General features: G+C 65.4%; 19 protein-coding genes and 1 tRNA gene. 10 read left to right on the forward strand and 10 right to left on the reverse strand.

Annotation, left to right across the window (positions count from 1 at the left end; genetic code table 11):
- The first annotated feature begins 54 nt into the window (after positions 1-54).
- From infC to ACTOWJ_RS05775, 9 genes are all read left to right on the forward strand, one after another.
- On the forward strand, positions 55-579 hold the full coding sequence (gene infC / locus ACTOWJ_RS05735; protein ID WP_441333885.1) for a translation initiation factor IF-3: 525 nt from the start codon (positions 55-57) through the stop codon (positions 577-579).
- 329 nt (positions 580-908) lie between these two features.
- A complete protein-coding gene (rpmI, locus tag ACTOWJ_RS05740; protein ID WP_027083463.1) occupies positions 909-1106 on the forward strand; it encodes a 50S ribosomal protein L35 in 198 nt (65 codons plus the stop codon).
- 12 nt (positions 1107-1118) lie between these two features.
- Positions 1119-1478, forward strand: coding sequence for a 50S ribosomal protein L20 (gene rplT, locus ACTOWJ_RS05745; protein ID WP_441333640.1), 360 nt, complete (start codon positions 1119-1121; stop codon positions 1476-1478).
- A gap of 212 nt (positions 1479-1690) precedes the next feature.
- Entirely contained in the window at positions 1691-2062 is a 372-nt protein-coding gene (locus ACTOWJ_RS05750) for a hypothetical protein (RefSeq protein ID WP_441333641.1), read from the forward strand.
- Positions 2063-2078: 16 nt separating this feature from the next.
- On the forward strand, positions 2079-3089 hold the full coding sequence (gene pheS, locus ACTOWJ_RS05755) for a phenylalanine--tRNA ligase subunit alpha (RefSeq protein WP_441333642.1): 1011 nt from the start codon (positions 2079-2081) through the stop codon (positions 3087-3089).
- Between the two features lie 112 nt (positions 3090-3201).
- On the forward strand, positions 3202-5631 hold the full coding sequence (gene pheT, locus ACTOWJ_RS05760) for a phenylalanine--tRNA ligase subunit beta (RefSeq protein ID WP_441333643.1): 2430 nt from the start codon (positions 3202-3204) through the stop codon (positions 5629-5631).
- A 44-nt stretch (positions 5632-5675) separates the two neighbouring features.
- On the forward strand, positions 5676-5990 hold the full coding sequence (locus ACTOWJ_RS05765) for an integration host factor subunit alpha (RefSeq protein WP_036101930.1): 315 nt from the start codon (positions 5676-5678) through the stop codon (positions 5988-5990).
- Positions 5971-6327 (forward strand): MerR family transcriptional regulator, encoded by a 357-nt coding sequence (locus tag ACTOWJ_RS05770; protein ID WP_057943702.1) that lies wholly within the window; start codon positions 5971-5973, stop codon positions 6325-6327. The genes ACTOWJ_RS05765 and ACTOWJ_RS05770 overlap by 20 nt, the downstream gene beginning before the upstream one ends.
- Positions 6328-6435: 108 nt before the next feature.
- Positions 6436-6512: transfer RNA gene (locus ACTOWJ_RS05775), tRNA-Pro, on the forward strand.
- A gap of 73 nt (positions 6513-6585) precedes the next feature.
- On the opposite strand, the gene ACTOWJ_RS05780 is transcribed toward ACTOWJ_RS05775, so the two are convergent.
- Positions 6586-7686, reverse strand: coding sequence for a tyrosine-type recombinase/integrase (locus ACTOWJ_RS05780; RefSeq protein WP_441333644.1), 1101 nt, complete (start codon positions 7684-7686; stop codon positions 6586-6588).
- A 6-nt stretch (positions 7687-7692) separates the two neighbouring features.
- Entirely contained in the window at positions 7693-7890 is a 198-nt protein-coding gene (locus tag ACTOWJ_RS05785) for an excisionase (RefSeq protein WP_441333645.1), read from the reverse strand.
- A gap of 60 nt (positions 7891-7950) precedes the next feature.
- On the opposite strand from ACTOWJ_RS05785, the gene ACTOWJ_RS05790 reads away from it, so the two are divergent.
- Positions 7951-8151, forward strand: coding sequence for a hypothetical protein (locus tag ACTOWJ_RS05790; RefSeq protein ID WP_441333646.1), 201 nt, complete (start codon positions 7951-7953; stop codon positions 8149-8151).
- A gap of 22 nt (positions 8152-8173) precedes the next feature.
- On the opposite strand, the gene ACTOWJ_RS05795 is transcribed toward ACTOWJ_RS05790, so the two are convergent.
- From ACTOWJ_RS05795 to ACTOWJ_RS05830, 8 genes are all read right to left on the reverse strand, one after another.
- A complete protein-coding gene (locus ACTOWJ_RS05795; RefSeq protein ID WP_441333647.1) occupies positions 8174-8449 on the reverse strand; it encodes a hypothetical protein in 276 nt (91 codons plus the stop codon).
- On the reverse strand, positions 8446-9378 hold the full coding sequence (locus ACTOWJ_RS05800) for a phage Gp37/Gp68 family protein (protein ID WP_441333648.1): 933 nt from the start codon (positions 9376-9378) through the stop codon (positions 8446-8448). Before ACTOWJ_RS05800 ends, ACTOWJ_RS05795 begins: the two co-directional genes overlap by 4 nt.
- Positions 9371-9922: a hypothetical protein gene (locus ACTOWJ_RS05805; RefSeq protein WP_441333649.1), complete on the reverse strand. Its 552-nt coding sequence runs from the start codon at positions 9920-9922 to the stop codon at positions 9371-9373. The genes ACTOWJ_RS05800 and ACTOWJ_RS05805 overlap by 8 nt, the downstream gene beginning before the upstream one ends.
- Positions 9915-10190: a hypothetical protein gene (locus ACTOWJ_RS05810; RefSeq protein ID WP_441333650.1), complete on the reverse strand. Its 276-nt coding sequence runs from the start codon at positions 10188-10190 to the stop codon at positions 9915-9917. The genes ACTOWJ_RS05805 and ACTOWJ_RS05810 overlap by 8 nt, the downstream gene beginning before the upstream one ends.
- The gene (locus tag ACTOWJ_RS05815) at positions 10187-11170 is read right to left on the reverse strand and encodes a hypothetical protein (RefSeq protein WP_441333651.1); all 984 of its coding nucleotides are present in this window, start codon (positions 11168-11170) and stop codon (positions 10187-10189) included. The genes ACTOWJ_RS05810 and ACTOWJ_RS05815 overlap by 4 nt, the downstream gene beginning before the upstream one ends.
- 157 nt (positions 11171-11327) lie before the next feature.
- Positions 11328-11939, reverse strand: a complete 612-nt coding sequence (locus ACTOWJ_RS05820) for a 3'-5' exonuclease (protein ID WP_441333652.1) — start codon at positions 11937-11939, stop codon at positions 11328-11330.
- Positions 11940-12050: 111 nt separating this feature from the next.
- Complete coding sequence (locus tag ACTOWJ_RS05825) at positions 12051-12581, reverse strand: hypothetical protein (RefSeq protein WP_441333653.1); 531 nt, start codon at positions 12579-12581, stop codon at positions 12051-12053.
- 36 nt (positions 12582-12617) lie between these two features.
- A complete protein-coding gene (locus tag ACTOWJ_RS05830) occupies positions 12618-13607 on the reverse strand; it encodes a hypothetical protein (RefSeq protein ID WP_441333654.1) in 990 nt (329 codons plus the stop codon).
- Between the last annotated feature and the right edge of the window lie 6 nt (positions 13608-13613).

The raw sequence follows: 13613 nt of genomic DNA on the forward strand, positions 1-13613 counted from the left end.
GATCCCGTCCCGGCCTCAGTCCGGGGCGGCCTGAATCACTTTGGAGACTCAACAATCAGTACCCCCGAGAAGCCGAATCGTAAGAACCAGGAAATCCGCGTACCGCGCGTGCGCGTGATCGGCAGCGATGGCGAAATGATCGGCGTGCTCACGCGCGACGAAGCGCTGCGCATGGCCGAAGAGGAAGGCCTGGATCTGGTCGAAATTCAGCCCAACGCCGATCCGCCGGTCTGCAAGATCATGGATTTCGGCAAATTCCGCTTCGAGCAGCAGAAGAAGGCCAACGAGGCCAAGAAGAAGCAGAAGCAGGTCGAGATCAAGGAACTCAAGTTCCGCCCGGTCACCGACGAAGGCGACTACCAGATCAAGCTGCGCAACATGCGCCGTTTTCTGGAAGAGGGCGACAAGGTCAAGGTCAACATCCGCTTCCGTGGCCGCGAGATGAGCCATCAGGAGCTCGGTCGCGAGATGGCGGCCCGGATCGAGGCCGACCTGGGCGAGGACATCGTGGTCGAATCGCGTCCGCGCCTGGAAGGGCGGCAGATGGTCATGATGATCGCGCCGAAGAAGAAGATCTGACCGCCACGGCCGCCTTGGGGCGGCCGGCGGAGATCGCGACAGCCCTCGGGAAACCGGGGGCTGTTCGCATTTGCGGCGCCCGGCGAGGCCCTTGGGGCGCGGCCGGGCGGCCCGATAAGCCGCTGATTTGCATCGGCTTCCCAAGCTGAGCATAATGTGCGGCCCGGTTCGCCGGGTTTGTTGTTTGCTGCATCACGGACCTGTCGTGGATTTCTTTTAAGATCAACGACTTACAAGCCGGCAAGGGCAGGACGGAAAGAGTGGCCGCGCGCAAGCGCACCGGTGCCACCGCCCAGGCCAGTGACATAAACCTCCGAAAGGACATCGCAATGCCCAAGATCAAGACCAATCGGGCGGCAGCCAAACGCTTCCGGAAGACCGCTTCCGGCAAGTACAAGTGCGGCCACGCCAACAAGAGCCACATCCTCACCAAGAAAGCGACCAAGCGGAAGCGCAACCTGCGGCAGACGAACCATGTTCGTGCCGAGGACGCTGGCCGTCTGGACCGCATGCTTCCGTATTTGTGAGGAGATTGAAAAATGGCACGAGTTAAACGTGGTGTAACGGCACGAGCCCGTCACAAGAAAATCCTGAAGCAGGCCAAGGGCTACTACAACGCCCGCCGCAAGGTCTTCCGCGTCGCCAAGCAGGCGGTCACGAAGGCTCTGCAGTACGCCTACATCGGCCGCAAGCAGAAGAAGCGTCAGTTCCGTTCGCTGTGGATCACCCGCATCAACGCGGCGGCCCGCATCAACGGCATGAGCTACAGCCGCTTTATCAACGGCCTGCTGAAGGCCGGCATCACCCTCGACCGTAAGGTGCTGGCGGACATCGCCGTGCACGACGCGAAGGGTTTTGCGGCGCTGGCTGAAAAGGCGAAGAGCGCGCTCGCGGCTTAATGCGGATCCCTCCGCGAGAGCCCGCACTTGCATGTGCGGACTTTTAAAGAGGAACCTCGGCATGGGGAAGGGCGCAAGTCCTTCCCCATTGTCGTTTCTGGGCCGAGCGAACGGCCGTTGGACTCACCAGGGAGGATGCAATGAAAGGAATTTCCAAGCACGGCCGGCGCAATCTTTGGGCGCTGGCGCTGTTGGGTTTCGCGGCGAGTTCCATGGCGGTATCGGCGCAGGAGCCTGATGCGCGTCAACAGCGCAACGTCGACACGCTCAAGCGCTTCTCCGAAGTGATGGTCGGCATGGGGCGCAACGAGCAGTGCAAGGTGTTGAACGAGTCGCGCAGCAAGCGCTATTCCGACGATGTCGCCAAGATCACCATGGCGCTGGAAAAGCAAAAAGAGATTCCAGGCCAGCAACTGCTCGGCGTGATCATCGATGCCACGGCCGCGACCGGCTCGCCCGAATCGGCGGCGGGCTGCGACGAGGCGACCAGGCAACTGGTCGAGGCGGGCAGCGAAAAGGCGAAGAACTGGGCGGACGAACTCCGCCGGGGTCGATCGCGGAGCAATTCAACGCAAGGCAAGTGAAAGGAAACCCGAGCACATGGCGCAGATCGAGCAACTGACCCAGCACGCGCTGGCCGACATCGCGGCGGCCGACTCTCCCGACGCCATCGAAGCGCTGCGCGTTTCGTTGCTCGGCAAGTCCGGCAGCGTCACCGCCCAGCTCAAGCAGCTCGGCGCGTTGCCGGCCGATGAGCGCAAGGGCGCGGGTGAGGCGATCAACAAGGCGCGCGACGCGCTGACCGCCGCGCTGGCCGAGCGCAAGAGCGCGCTCGACGATGCCGCGCTCGACGCGCGTCTGGCCTTCGAAACCATCGACGTGACCCTGCCCGGCATCGACGCCGTGCGCGGCGGCCTGCATCCGGTCAGCCGAACCATGGAACGCATGGCCGACATCTTCGGCCGGCTCGGCTTCGAGCTAGCCGACGGTCCGGAGATCGAGGACGACTGGCATAACTTCGAAGCGCTGAACTTCCCCCCGCACCATCCGGCGCGGGCGATGCACGACACCTTCTACTTCGCTCCCGACAGTGCCGGCGTCGCCCGTCTGTTGCGTACCCACACCTCGGGCATGCAAGTGCGCTACATGCTGGAGCACAAGCCGCCGCTGCGCATGATCGCGCTGGGCAAGGTGTACCGCAGCGACAGCGACCAGACCCACACGCCGATGTTCCACCAGTGCGAAGGCCTGCTGATCGACGAGCATTCCAGCTTCGCCGACCTCAAGGGCACGCTGGCCGAATTCGTGCGCGCGTTCTTCGAACGCGATTTCGAGATGCGCTTCCGCCCGAGCTATTTCCCCTTCACCGAGCCCTCGGCCGAAGTGGACATCGCCTGGCAGCAGCCCGACGGCAGCACCCGCTGGCTGGAAGTGCTGGGTTGCGGCATGGTCCATCCGAACGTGCTGCGCAACGTCGGCATCGATCCGGAGCGCTACACCGGCTATGCCTTCGGCATGGGCGTGGAGCGACTGACCATGCTGCGTTACGGCGTGGACGATCTGCGCAGTTTCTTCGAGAACGATGTGCGGTTCCTCAGGCAATTTGCCTGAGGAACGGGATTCGGGATCTGGGATTCGGGATTCGTAAAAGCGAATCCGGCCCTGCTCTGCGAATCCCGCGTTTGTCGAATCCCGAATCCCAATCCTCAATCCCGGTCTTTCCATGAAATTCTCCGAAAACTGGCTGCGCCAACACGTCCCGACCAGCGCCACGCGCGAGCAGCTCGCCGCGACTCTGACCGCGATCGGCCTGGAGGTCGAAGAGGTCGTCGCGCTCGGCGCGTCGCTGGACGGCGTGGTGGTCGCGCGCATCGTCAGCGCGGAAAAGCATCCCGAAGCCGATCGGCTGCAAGTCTGCCAGGTCGATACCGGCGCCGGCATGGTGCAGATCGTCTGCGGCGCGCCGAACGCGCGCGCCGGGCTGATCGCGCCGCTGGCCAAGGTCGGCGCCGATCTGCCGGGCGGCATCGCGATCAAGGCGGCCAAGCTGCGCGGCGTGGAGTCCTTCGGCATGCTGTGCTCGGCCAAGGAACTCGGCGTCGACCCGGACGCGTCGGGCTTGCTGGAACTGCCGGCCGATGCGCCGGTCGGCAGCCCGTTGGCCACGTATCTGGGCCTGCCCGACGCCAGCATCGAGATCAAACTGACCCCGAACCGCGCCGACTGCTTCAGCGTGCGCGGCATCGCCTTCGACGTCGCCGCCGCGACCGGCAGCGCGGTCGCCGCGCTCGACATCGCGCCGGTGCCGGCGGTCAGCGAGGCCGCCTTGCACGTCGAACTCGACGCCGGCGCCGATGTGCCGCGTTATTGCGGCCGGGTGATCGAAGGCGTCGACGCGACCGCGCCGACGCCGGTTTGGATGGCCGAGCGTCTGCGCCGCAGCGGCGTGCGTCCGGTCTCGCTGCTGGTCGATGTCACCCAGTACGTGATGCTCGATCTCGGCCAGCCCATGCACGCTTTCGACCGCGACACCTTGAGCGGGCCGGTCGGCGTGCGCCATGCGCGCGCGGGCGAGGTCACCAAGTTGCTCAACGGCCAGGACGTGAGCCTGGACGAACAATTTCTGGCGATCACCGACGGCAGCGGCGCGGCGCAGCGGGTGATCGCGCTCGGCGGCATCATGGGCGGCTTCGACAGCCGGGTGACCGACGCGACCCGCAACGTATTCCTGGAAGCGGCGCATTTCGCGCCGGCCGCGATCATCGGCCGCGGCCGCAAGCTCGGTCTGCACACCGACGCCGGCCATCGCTTCGAGCGCGGCGTCGATCCGGAACTGCCGCGCACCGCGATCGAATACGCGACCCGCCTGATCCTCGACATCGCCGGCGGCACGCCCGGTCCGGTGGTCGAATCGGCCTTGCCCGATCATCTGCCGCACCCCGACCCGGTCTCGCTGCGCCGCGCGCGTCTGGCGCGGGTGCTGGGCCTGAGCGTGGCCGATGCGCAGGTCGAGCGGATCCTGCAGGCGCTGGGCCTGAAGGTCGAGCGCAGCGACGACGGCTGGCGGGTCACGCCGCCGAGCCGTCGCTTCGATATCGCGATCGAAGAAGATCTGATCGAGGAAATCGCCCGTATCCACGGCTACGACGCCATTCCCACCACCTTGCCGGGCGGTGCGGCGCGTCTGATCGCGCCGAGCGAAACCCGCGTCGATGCCGCCACAGTGCGCCGCCAATTGGCCGCGCGCGACTGCCTGGAGGCGGTCAACTACGCCTTCGTCGACGCGGCCTGGCTGCAGCTGTGGCAGGCGGGCGAGGGTGCGGTGCCCTTGGCCAACCCGCTCAGCGCCGAACTCGGGGTCATGCGCACGATGCTGCTGCCGGGCCTGGTCGCCGCACTCGGCCGCAACGCTTCGCGCCAGCAGGACCGCGTGCGCCTGTTCGAGCTCGGCAACGTGTTCGGCAGTCGGGATTCGGGATTCGGGATTCGGGATTCGGAAAAGCAGGCCGGCGCGCCGATCGAAACCCAGCGCATCGCCGCCGCGGTCTGCGGCGCCGCCCATGCCGAGCAGTGGGGCGTGGCGGCCAAGCCGGTCGGCTTCCACGACCTGCGTGGCGACCTCGACAGCCTGGCCCTGGCCAGCGGCGCGCGTCTGGACTATCGCCCCTCGGCTCCGGCCTGGGCTCATCCAGGGCGTTCGGCGGATGTATTCCGCGTGGACGGCGGGCGCGAGCTGCGCTTGGGCTGGATCGGCCAGTTGCACCCGCGCCTGCAGCGCGCGCTCGACCTGGATCAGGATGTGATCGCCTTCGAACTGGACCTTGCCGGGCTGGTCGAACGGCCGATTCCGAAGGCCGGGGCACAATCCAAGTACCCGTCGGTACGCCGCGATCGCGCCTTTATCGTCGCCGATTCGGTGTCCTGGGCGGCTGTTCAGGCCACGGTTCATGCCGCCGCGGTTCCCAGCCTGAGGCAATTGGTGCTGTTCGACCGCTACCAGGGCAAGGGTGTGGAAACCGGATTCAAGAGTCTCGCTATGGGCTTGATTCTGCAGGATGAATCGCGCACCCTGACCGACCGGGATGTGGACGCGGTCGTGGCTGAAGTAACGGCCGCGGTGGAACGGGATCACGGTGCCAAGCTGCGCGCCTGAACCCGCGACGGCTTGCCCAACCCCGGTGCAGCGCAGAGGACACAATGGCACTTACCAAAGCGGAAATGGCGGAACGTCTGTTCGACGAAGTCGGGCTGAACAAGCGCGAAGCCAAAGAATTCGTCGATGCCTTCTTCGACGCGTTGCGCGAAGCGCTGGAGCAGGGCCGGCAGGTGAAGCTCTCGGGCTTCGGCAATTTCGATCTGCGCCGCAAGAACCAGCGGCCGGGCCGCAATCCGAAGACCGGCGAGGAGATCCCGATTTCGGCGCGCACGGTGGTGACCTTCCGTCCGGGCCAGAAACTGAAGGAACGCGTCGAGGCTTACAGCGGAGGCGAGCATGCTGGATCCGGGCAGTAACCGAGAACTACCGCCGATTCCGGCCAAGCGCTACTTCACCATCGGTGAGGTCAGCGAGCTGTGCGACGTCAAGCCGCACGTGCTGCGGTACTGGGAAACCGAATTTCCGACCCTCAATCCGGTCAAGCGTCGCGGCAACCGCCGTTACTACCAGCGCCACGAGGTGCTGATGGTCCGGCAGATCCGCGGCCTGCTGTACGAGCAGGGCTACACTATCGGCGGCGCGCGCCTGCGTCTGGAAGGCGAAGCGGGCAAGGACGAGTCGGCGCTGAGTTCGCAGATCGTCAAGCAAGTGCGGATGGAGTTGGAGGAAGTGCTGCATTTGTTGCGGAGGTAACCTGCGCAATAGCGATCGCCTGTCGATTCGCCCGGGTCCTTGCCCATTGGCAGCTTCAAGCGGCTATACTTGCCGCCCGCTCGCACGAGCGGACATCGCAATACACGTCGGGGCGTAGCGCAGCCTGGTAGCGCATCTGCCTGGGGGGCAGAGGGTCGTCGGTTCAAATCCGGCCGTCCCGACCATCATCGCGAGTTGGATCAAGGGTTTAGGTGTAAGCGATTTAGGCTTACACCCTATTTCCACCCTATTTCCACCCTATCTCTTGAGCAAAAGACCGACCGAAACCTCGGTCCACGGTCGCTCGTGATCCTTCAAATACTCCCGTGTCATCTGCACATCTGAGTGGGCCATAAGCTCCTGGACCTGCTCCTCTGTCCAGCCGCGTTGCTTCACCAGCAGCGCGCCGCCGAGGCTGCGGATCTCGTGGAAGCTGGGCGGGTTATCGCCGCCGACCTTGGCCTCGTCGCGATATGTCGCGAACTCGCGTGTGAGCTGATCCGGCATCACTTGCGTGTGGTGAGTGCGCTCTTTCGCACGCTGATCCTGTGGACGCAGTCGCTCGGGCAGGCGATGCACGATGTAAGGCGACACCACGTCGTCGCGCGCCCTGGCGATCAGTTGCTCGCCAGAATCCCCGAGTTTTATCTTGAGCCGAACGCCGGTGGTGCCTTCGGTCTTGCCGGGGACGATCCATAGGCAGCCGTCCCACCAGTCGGCGAACTTCGCGGTCGCCACGTCCTCGCGGCGCAGCAAGGTCAGCAGCGACAGATCCATCGCGTTGCGCAACCAGACCGGCGCGATGTTCCAAATCTTCGTGTAGTCGTCGTACGTCAGGCGCTCGCGCTGGCGCTCGTGCCGGAATTTGCGAGTGCTCAACGCAGGGTTGCTCTCGAGCCATCCCTCCTCGACGCCGCAGGCCAGGATCCAGCCCAGCACGAGGCGGAACTGCTGGCGCGACCGCGGCGACTCGGTGACGGTGCGAAAGAAGACGGCGCAATCGTTGACCGTCAGGGTTGCAAGCTCCCGCTCGCCGAGCCCCTTCTCGATCCGGTTAATGACGCTCTCGTAGTTCTCTGCCGTCTTTGGCGCCCACTTGCGATCGGGCATGTCTTCGGCGCGGAAGAACGCCACGGCGTCGGCGACCGTTTTCTCGGGGTTGAGCACGCGCGCGGCGAGATCGGCGTTCGGGGTGAGCAGCGCGTTGAGCTTCCGGGCGGCGGCGAAGGCCGCGGCCTTGTTGCTCCCCATCCAGGTTTCTTGTTTTGTGACCGGGTGCCGGTACTTAAACCCGGCCTTATTCGGGTAGAGGTTGTCCGGCCAGCCGGCGCGGCTCTTGGAGCGGGCACGTCCCATCATCTGAGCTTACCCCGCGTCCAAGACCCGGCGCACCAGGTCGTCGCCGTCCGCCTGCCAGGCGTGTTCGTCCACGAACCAAGAGCCCCCGACCTTGCGGCCTGGAACCTTGCCCTCGTTCAGCCAGCGCCGGAGCGTGACCTCGGACGGCCGGCTCCCCGCGTCGAAATACTTGTCGGCCCACTGCTGGGGCGTCATGAGGTGCATCGATTCTCCTCGCGCCACGCGCTGGTTGTAGGATCACCGCTCAATTCATGGAGCGGCCTGATGGAACTGAGAGACGAATTGCTTGACCTGCTGCGCTGGTTGGACACGGCCCCGGCGACGACCAAGTTCGTCGAGATCGTCGATCGCCGGCGCGAGCTGTGCGAGGAACTGGTGTCCTTGGGCCTGGCTCGGGAAACGACCGGCGGCGGGAAGTTCTCCCTTACCGAAGCCGGCACGACCGCAGCTAGGCGCCGGCCGTAATCGCCGAAGGGCGCGGCTTTCGTCATGGCGTCAGCCCCAGGTGCTTGAAGTCGAGCGCGTCCACGGCGTCGCGGAACTCGTTGCGTACCCGGCGCAGCTCTGCGGCGATGCGCTGGCGCGGCCAACCGTGGCCGATGAGGAGTTGGCAGTTGTGCAGCCGGCGGGTCACGTCGCGGCGGTAGAGCCGCCATGTCGTGAAGCGGGTGAACTCGCTATCGCCTGGGCCCGGCACCCGAGCCCAGGAAAAGCGCCGACTTTTCGCCGGGTGCCGCCGTCCGGTGATGTGCCCCGTTTTCATGCGCGCGGCTCCGGGTAGCCGTCGTGCTGCTCGCCGTCGAGCAGACGGCCGGCGAGCTTCTTACCCACACGCGCGGAGATGGCACCATCCGACCAAGCGGAAATAGGCCACTGGCCCCCGACGCAATAGAAGGCATCCGCCCACTCGCCCCACTGCTTGAACAGGAACGCGACGCCGGCATCGAAACACTGATCGCGTAACGATCGCGCCCATTCCGGGTGCATGGCTCGTGCGCCGGCGCCGCTCTCGCCGCCAACGACAACCCAATCGATACGGGCCAAGCCGTGCAGGACTTCGCCGTCGTCGTTCCGATGCTCGCGCAGAAATCCCCGATTCGTCAGGTCCAGATCGCCAAGCAAAGGCTCGGCGCTGAGCCAGCGCACGGCCGCCGGCGTTTGCAGGAGCAAGGGGATTCGTTGTTCCGCCACCGCCTGGTTCTCGACGCTCACACCGAGCCACACGTTCGGCAACGGCCATTCGAGCGTTTCGGCCAGCGCGTCGTATTTGACGCGGTCGCGCAGCTCCGATTCGGCCATGCCCGCGAAGTAGCGCGCCATGCGCTCGGGGCGCTTCGTCAGGACTTGGAACTGATGCTGCGGCGCCCGGGCCATGATCTCAAACACGTTGTCGATCCATTCGTCGGGCACGTTCTCGTGGAACAGATCGCCATGCGCGCAGACGAATATGCGGCGCGGCCGCTTCCACCGGATCGGCTGGTCGAGCCACTCCTCGTTGAACCGAACCTCGCCGGTCCAGACGGGGCCGGCCTGGGTCTCGACGGTCAGGCCGGCGCGGGAGCGGTGATGCTGTAGGCGCGTGCCAGCGAGCTTCATCGCGTAGCAGTGTTTGCAGCCGGCCGATACGACGCTGCACCCGGTGATGGGGTTCCACGTCGCATCGGTCCATTCGATGTGCGTGTGGTCAGCCATGAGCGTCTGCCTCCCTGGCCGCCAGCGCAGGCGAGGCGGTGAAAACTGGCACGTTGGCGCCGGGCAGACACTCTCCAAAGATCATGGCGCCCGCCTTCGGGTTATCACGCAAACGGGCCAGTTCTTCGGCGCGACCGTAGCCCACCGCCGGCGCGTGCGCGTCAGCCGCGGGTTTAGTCCAATACCCATCGCTGTAGCTGTAGCCCATTTCCCGGAGCGTCACGACCGCCCAATGTTCCGCGTTCGTCGGCGACGCGATGGGCTCGGCGGCTTTCATGCGCCGGATCTCGGCCTGCATTTTTTCGAACTGCGCGAGGCCGTTGCGCGGCTCGCCTAGGTCTCTGAACTGGCCTCGCACGTAAGGCTTTCCCTCGAGCGCGCCGTTCGCGCGCGCTTCGATCCATCGAATCCGGACCGTTTGCGAGCGGCTTTGGTGTGCGGTCCGCGCGATGTGGTCGAGCGCGTCGCGGAGCATGCTGATCTCGGCGTCGCGCGCATCCGTCGCTCCGGCTTCGCGGTAAAAACGATGCGCGGGGTTATTCATGGCGGTGATCCTTCTCGTACTGCGCCGCCAGGACTGCGGACGGGATGTCCACCGACAGCAGTTGCGGTTGCAGGCTGCGACCGAACGTCATCACCGAATGCCAGATCCGGCCGGTGAACAGGAGCGTGATGCGCTCGCGCCACGACAGCCGCCAGCAACACACGACCTCGGTTTCGCGGTTCTTCACCACGAGTGCCGGCATCGGCATGTATTCGGGCTGGTCCTTGGCGATGACCATGTTGTGACCTTCGAACTCGATCAGCTTCACGGCGTCACCGCCTGCGCCTGGTCGCAGCGCTTGACCATCCGTTCCAGCGCGGACGCGCTTTCGGCGTAACCGTTGGCGCGGAGCTTGGCGAGGGCCGCGTTCAGGGTGAGCGGCGCGGCCGTGGACGGAGCATCGCCGAGGAAAGACTCAACTTCATCGAGCGCGGCGCACAGCCCATCGTCCCGTCCAGCCGTGCCACCACTGATTCGACCTGCGAACACGAGGCGGCGAACGGCAGCAACGAACAGATCGTCGGCCTGCGGCTGGTGGGGGAACGATTGTTCCACCTGGTCCGAAACCTTGTCGCCCGGATCCAACTTGCGCACCCGGCGCAGCAGACGATCGACGATGCCGCGCAAGCCATTACCTCGACCGTGGGTCGCGCCGTCGCGGTAGCCGTCACGCGCCGCGTTCGTCATGTCGTGCATCGTCGGGCGACTGCTGAGTTCGTCGAGCGCATCGACGATTGATTCGAGGTTGCAGTTGCACTCGAGCCGCTGAGCTATCGCCACGAGCGCCTCACGCATCTCGACAGTGTCGGCCGGCACCATCTCGTCGGCCTCCTCGCTGAGGTCGGGCATGCGGATGCCTTCGATCCGCGGCGGGCCATCGAACCCTTGCTCCTGACGGTGCAGCGCGAGGAAGTATTCGAACAGGCGGACGGCATCGCGGTGCATTGCTGCGAACGCGAGGCGCCCGTCGATGGCGGCGGACTCCGCCGATCCCGCGTGCAGTTGCGTCAACACATCGACGGCCATTTCGACCTGGTCGGGCTGATCCTGGGTGAGCTGTAGCGCCTTCCAGAACTGAATGCCGGTGATCTTCTCCGGGTACAGCTCGACCAAGCCGACGACGAGCGAGCCTTCGAACGGCGAGATGCTTTGCTTCGCACAACGTGGCGCGGTGCAAGGGGTGTGGAGCACGAGCTTGCCGTCGTGGTCCAGCAGCATCGAGTAAAGAGTCGGGGTGGGTGCATTCATTTGCAGGGCTTCCGATAAGGGGTGGCGCGCAGACGTGCGTGCGAGGCGCGCGCTTTCGGGGTGTCGCAGTGGGGGTGATCCCGCCAGGGCGACGGCTTCCGCGTGGCGCGCTCCTGGGCGCGCACGCGGGCGATAGTGGTTTCGTGGCGCTGCCGGCTCACGCAGCCGCCTGCTGGCGGTCCTTGCACGCCCAATAGACCGTGAGGCAGCCGTCCACGTCGGCCATCGCGTCGTGGGCGTTCTCGAGTTCCTCGCCGGTGAAGTGCTTGTAAGCCTCGGAGAGCTTCGGCGTCTTCGCGTTGGTGCGGCCGTACCGGAGCATGCGTTCGGTTGGCGGCAGGTTGACGATCGGCGAGCACAGGCGCGCGGCACATTCGGAGGCGCCGGCCTGCCACAGATCCGCGACCGATTCCACGTTGTAGCGGAATAGGCCGATGCGGATAATCCTCGCGTCGAAACCTTCGTTGTAGCCGACGCGCAGCGAGCAGTTGGCCCAGGCATCGAGCAGCAGCCCGAGCGCCTGGCGCTCCGGGATGCCTTCGTCGAGCGCGCGCTCGGTCGTGATGCCGTGGATCGCCGCGGTGTCGTCGGGGATGATCCAGCCGTCCGGCTTAATCAGCACGTTGACGGCGTCCAGCGCTTCGCGCGTGACGGGGTTGATGATCTTGAACGCGAGCTGCGCCAGGTGCGGTTGGCGCGGATCGGCGCTGCGCTCTTTGAACAGCGGCAGGCCGGTCGTCTCGGTGTCGTAGCAGAGCATATTGTCCATGAGCCCTCCAGGGGCATTACACGAAGAGGTGGTGTGCCGGCGGCGGAACGCCGCGGGGGAGGTCGTTGACGGTGCTCAACACCGCCGGCGCACCGTGGGAGTGCGCCGCGTTCAGGCCGCGTTTGCGAGGTCTTTCTGCTTGCTGCTCTCGGTTTCCGCCTTCGGCGGAATGAGGGTGATATCCACCTCGTTCTGAATCAGCAGGTAGAGCCGACCGGCCTGCTTGTCGTCGGGGTGCGCCGATGCGCTGAACGACATCTTGACCGCGCCGCCGTTGATCGCTTCGAACGCGAAGTTGGAGAGCTTCACGCCCTTCAACGTGATGCGCTCGGAGGTCTCGAGGCCGGTCGTAACCTGCAACTCGTAGCCGGTGAAATCCTCGTCCAGGCGCAGCGGCTTGAGGCTCGGGATGTTGAGCGCGGTCAGGTCGTCGTTGTCCTTGAACGGCAAGCCGGGCTGATCTCCCACGCGCGGCTTGCAAAAAAGGAACTTGCGCAATCCTTTGTGGAAGTGGTCGAGGATCGAGCTGTGCGCATTGACTTCGAACTTGATGTCGCCAGCGGGAACGTTGTCGTCGCCGTGCTTTTCGGCGCGGGGATTGAAGCTCGACACCTTCGCGGGCATGTCTTCGAGGCTGAACACGTGTGGTTCTCCTATTGCGTGGGTGGGGTGCTGCGGTTACGCGAGCGCTTCGCGGCGGCTCACGTACAAAGCCGTAAGCGGTTGGCGCTCGGATTCGGGAAGCGCGCGGATCAGGTCCGCGGCGTCGTCGAGTTTCTCGACGGTTTCGGCGGCGACGATGGCGTCATGCACGCTCTGCGCGGTCGGGCTGTCATCGGCGGGCTTCTTCTTGCCGGCGTTGCGCTTGCTCAGCGCTTCGGCCATGCCGGCCACGGCGGATTTGTTGGTCGGCGCGGGAACCGTGCTGTCGGCTTCTTCCGGCGCGAAAGCTGCCTCGGGCGTGACGCTGCCCTCGCGGATCGCGGTACGCAGGCCGGTCAAAAGCTCGAGTTCCGGCAAACCGATGTCGTCGATACCTTCGATGCCGAGACGAATGCAGACCTGCGCCGGCGCGACGCCGACCGTCTGGAACCAGGCGAGGGCCTTTGCGCGGCGATCAACCAGCGTCGTTACATCGCCGATGGCTACCTGCCGGGCGGCCTCGTAAATCGGGAGCCAAAGCGCCTTGGGAATTCCCTTCAACACCGCGTTGCGGTGCGCGATCGACGCCGCGGCGTTGCCGGTAACGCCGACCATGTCGTCGCCGAAGCGCTTGCCGGCCTTGGTCGTGATCCGGCGCCGGACTTCCATCGTGGTCTTGGCGTTTTTCTCGAGGTCGTGATAGACGCCCTGGGCTACGATGAAATTGCCCTCCTCGGCCACCACGCGCGCACCGGCGATGTTGTTGCCGAAGCTATGGGCGACCACTTCGGCGAACCGGGCGGACGGGCCGGTCATCGTCTTGCCGTCGCGCGGCAGCGCGTAAATGCACGCTTCGGCCATGTCGGCGTTGAGCGTTACGAGTTCGGTCGCCTCACGCATGAAGGCGGTGACGCTTCGCGGGAAGGCGTGGGCGGTGGCGATCTGGCCGTCGATCTCAGCGCGATTGATCGCGACGAGCGTTGACGTGTCGGCGATCGGAATCTCGCGATCGAGTTCGCGGTCCATAAGTTC

Source organism: Lysobacter sp. CA199 (assembly GCF_052078715.1).
Taxonomy (GTDB): Bacteria; Pseudomonadota; Gammaproteobacteria; order Xanthomonadales; family Xanthomonadaceae; genus Lysobacter.

What these genes read in the sequence shown, in the direction of transcription:
- rpmI (WP_027083463.1), top strand. Translation starts at nt 909, where the DNA reads ATGCCCAAGATCAAGACCAATCGGGCGGCAGCCAAACGCTTCCGGAAG.
- rplT (WP_441333640.1), top strand. Translation starts at nt 1,119, where the DNA reads ATGGCACGAGTTAAACGTGGTGTAACGGCACGAGCCCGTCACAAGAAA.
- ACTOWJ_RS05750 (WP_441333641.1), top strand. Translation starts at nt 1,691, where the DNA reads ATGGCGGTATCGGCGCAGGAGCCTGATGCGCGTCAACAGCGCAACGTC.
- pheS (WP_441333642.1), top strand. Translation starts at nt 2,079, where the DNA reads ATGGCGCAGATCGAGCAACTGACCCAGCACGCGCTGGCCGACATCGCG.
- pheT (WP_441333643.1), top strand. Translation starts at nt 3,202, where the DNA reads ATGAAATTCTCCGAAAACTGGCTGCGCCAACACGTCCCGACCAGCGCC.
- ACTOWJ_RS05765 (WP_036101930.1), top strand. Translation starts at nt 5,676, where the DNA reads ATGGCACTTACCAAAGCGGAAATGGCGGAACGTCTGTTCGACGAAGTC.
- ACTOWJ_RS05770 (WP_057943702.1), top strand. Translation starts at nt 5,971, where the DNA reads ATGCTGGATCCGGGCAGTAACCGAGAACTACCGCCGATTCCGGCCAAG.
- ACTOWJ_RS05780 (WP_441333644.1), bottom strand. Translation starts at nt 7,686, where the DNA reads ATGATGGGACGTGCCCGCTCCAAGAGCCGCGCCGGCTGGCCGGACAAC.
- ACTOWJ_RS05785 (WP_441333645.1), bottom strand. Translation starts at nt 7,890, where the DNA reads ATGCACCTCATGACGCCCCAGCAGTGGGCCGACAAGTATTTCGACGCG.
- ACTOWJ_RS05790 (WP_441333646.1), top strand. Translation starts at nt 7,951, where the DNA reads ATGGAACTGAGAGACGAATTGCTTGACCTGCTGCGCTGGTTGGACACG.
- ACTOWJ_RS05795 (WP_441333647.1), bottom strand. Translation starts at nt 8,449, where the DNA reads ATGAAAACGGGGCACATCACCGGACGGCGGCACCCGGCGAAAAGTCGG.
- ACTOWJ_RS05800 (WP_441333648.1), bottom strand. Translation starts at nt 9,378, where the DNA reads ATGGCTGACCACACGCACATCGAATGGACCGATGCGACGTGGAACCCC.
- ACTOWJ_RS05805 (WP_441333649.1), bottom strand. Translation starts at nt 9,922, where the DNA reads ATGAATAACCCCGCGCATCGTTTTTACCGCGAAGCCGGAGCGACGGAT.
- ACTOWJ_RS05815 (WP_441333651.1), bottom strand. Translation starts at nt 11,170, where the DNA reads ATGAATGCACCCACCCCGACTCTTTACTCGATGCTGCTGGACCACGAC.
- ACTOWJ_RS05820 (WP_441333652.1), bottom strand. Translation starts at nt 11,939, where the DNA reads ATGGACAATATGCTCTGCTACGACACCGAGACGACCGGCCTGCCGCTG.
- ACTOWJ_RS05830 (WP_441333654.1), bottom strand. Translation starts at nt 13,607, where the DNA reads ATGGACCGCGAACTCGATCGCGAGATTCCGATCGCCGACACGTCAACG.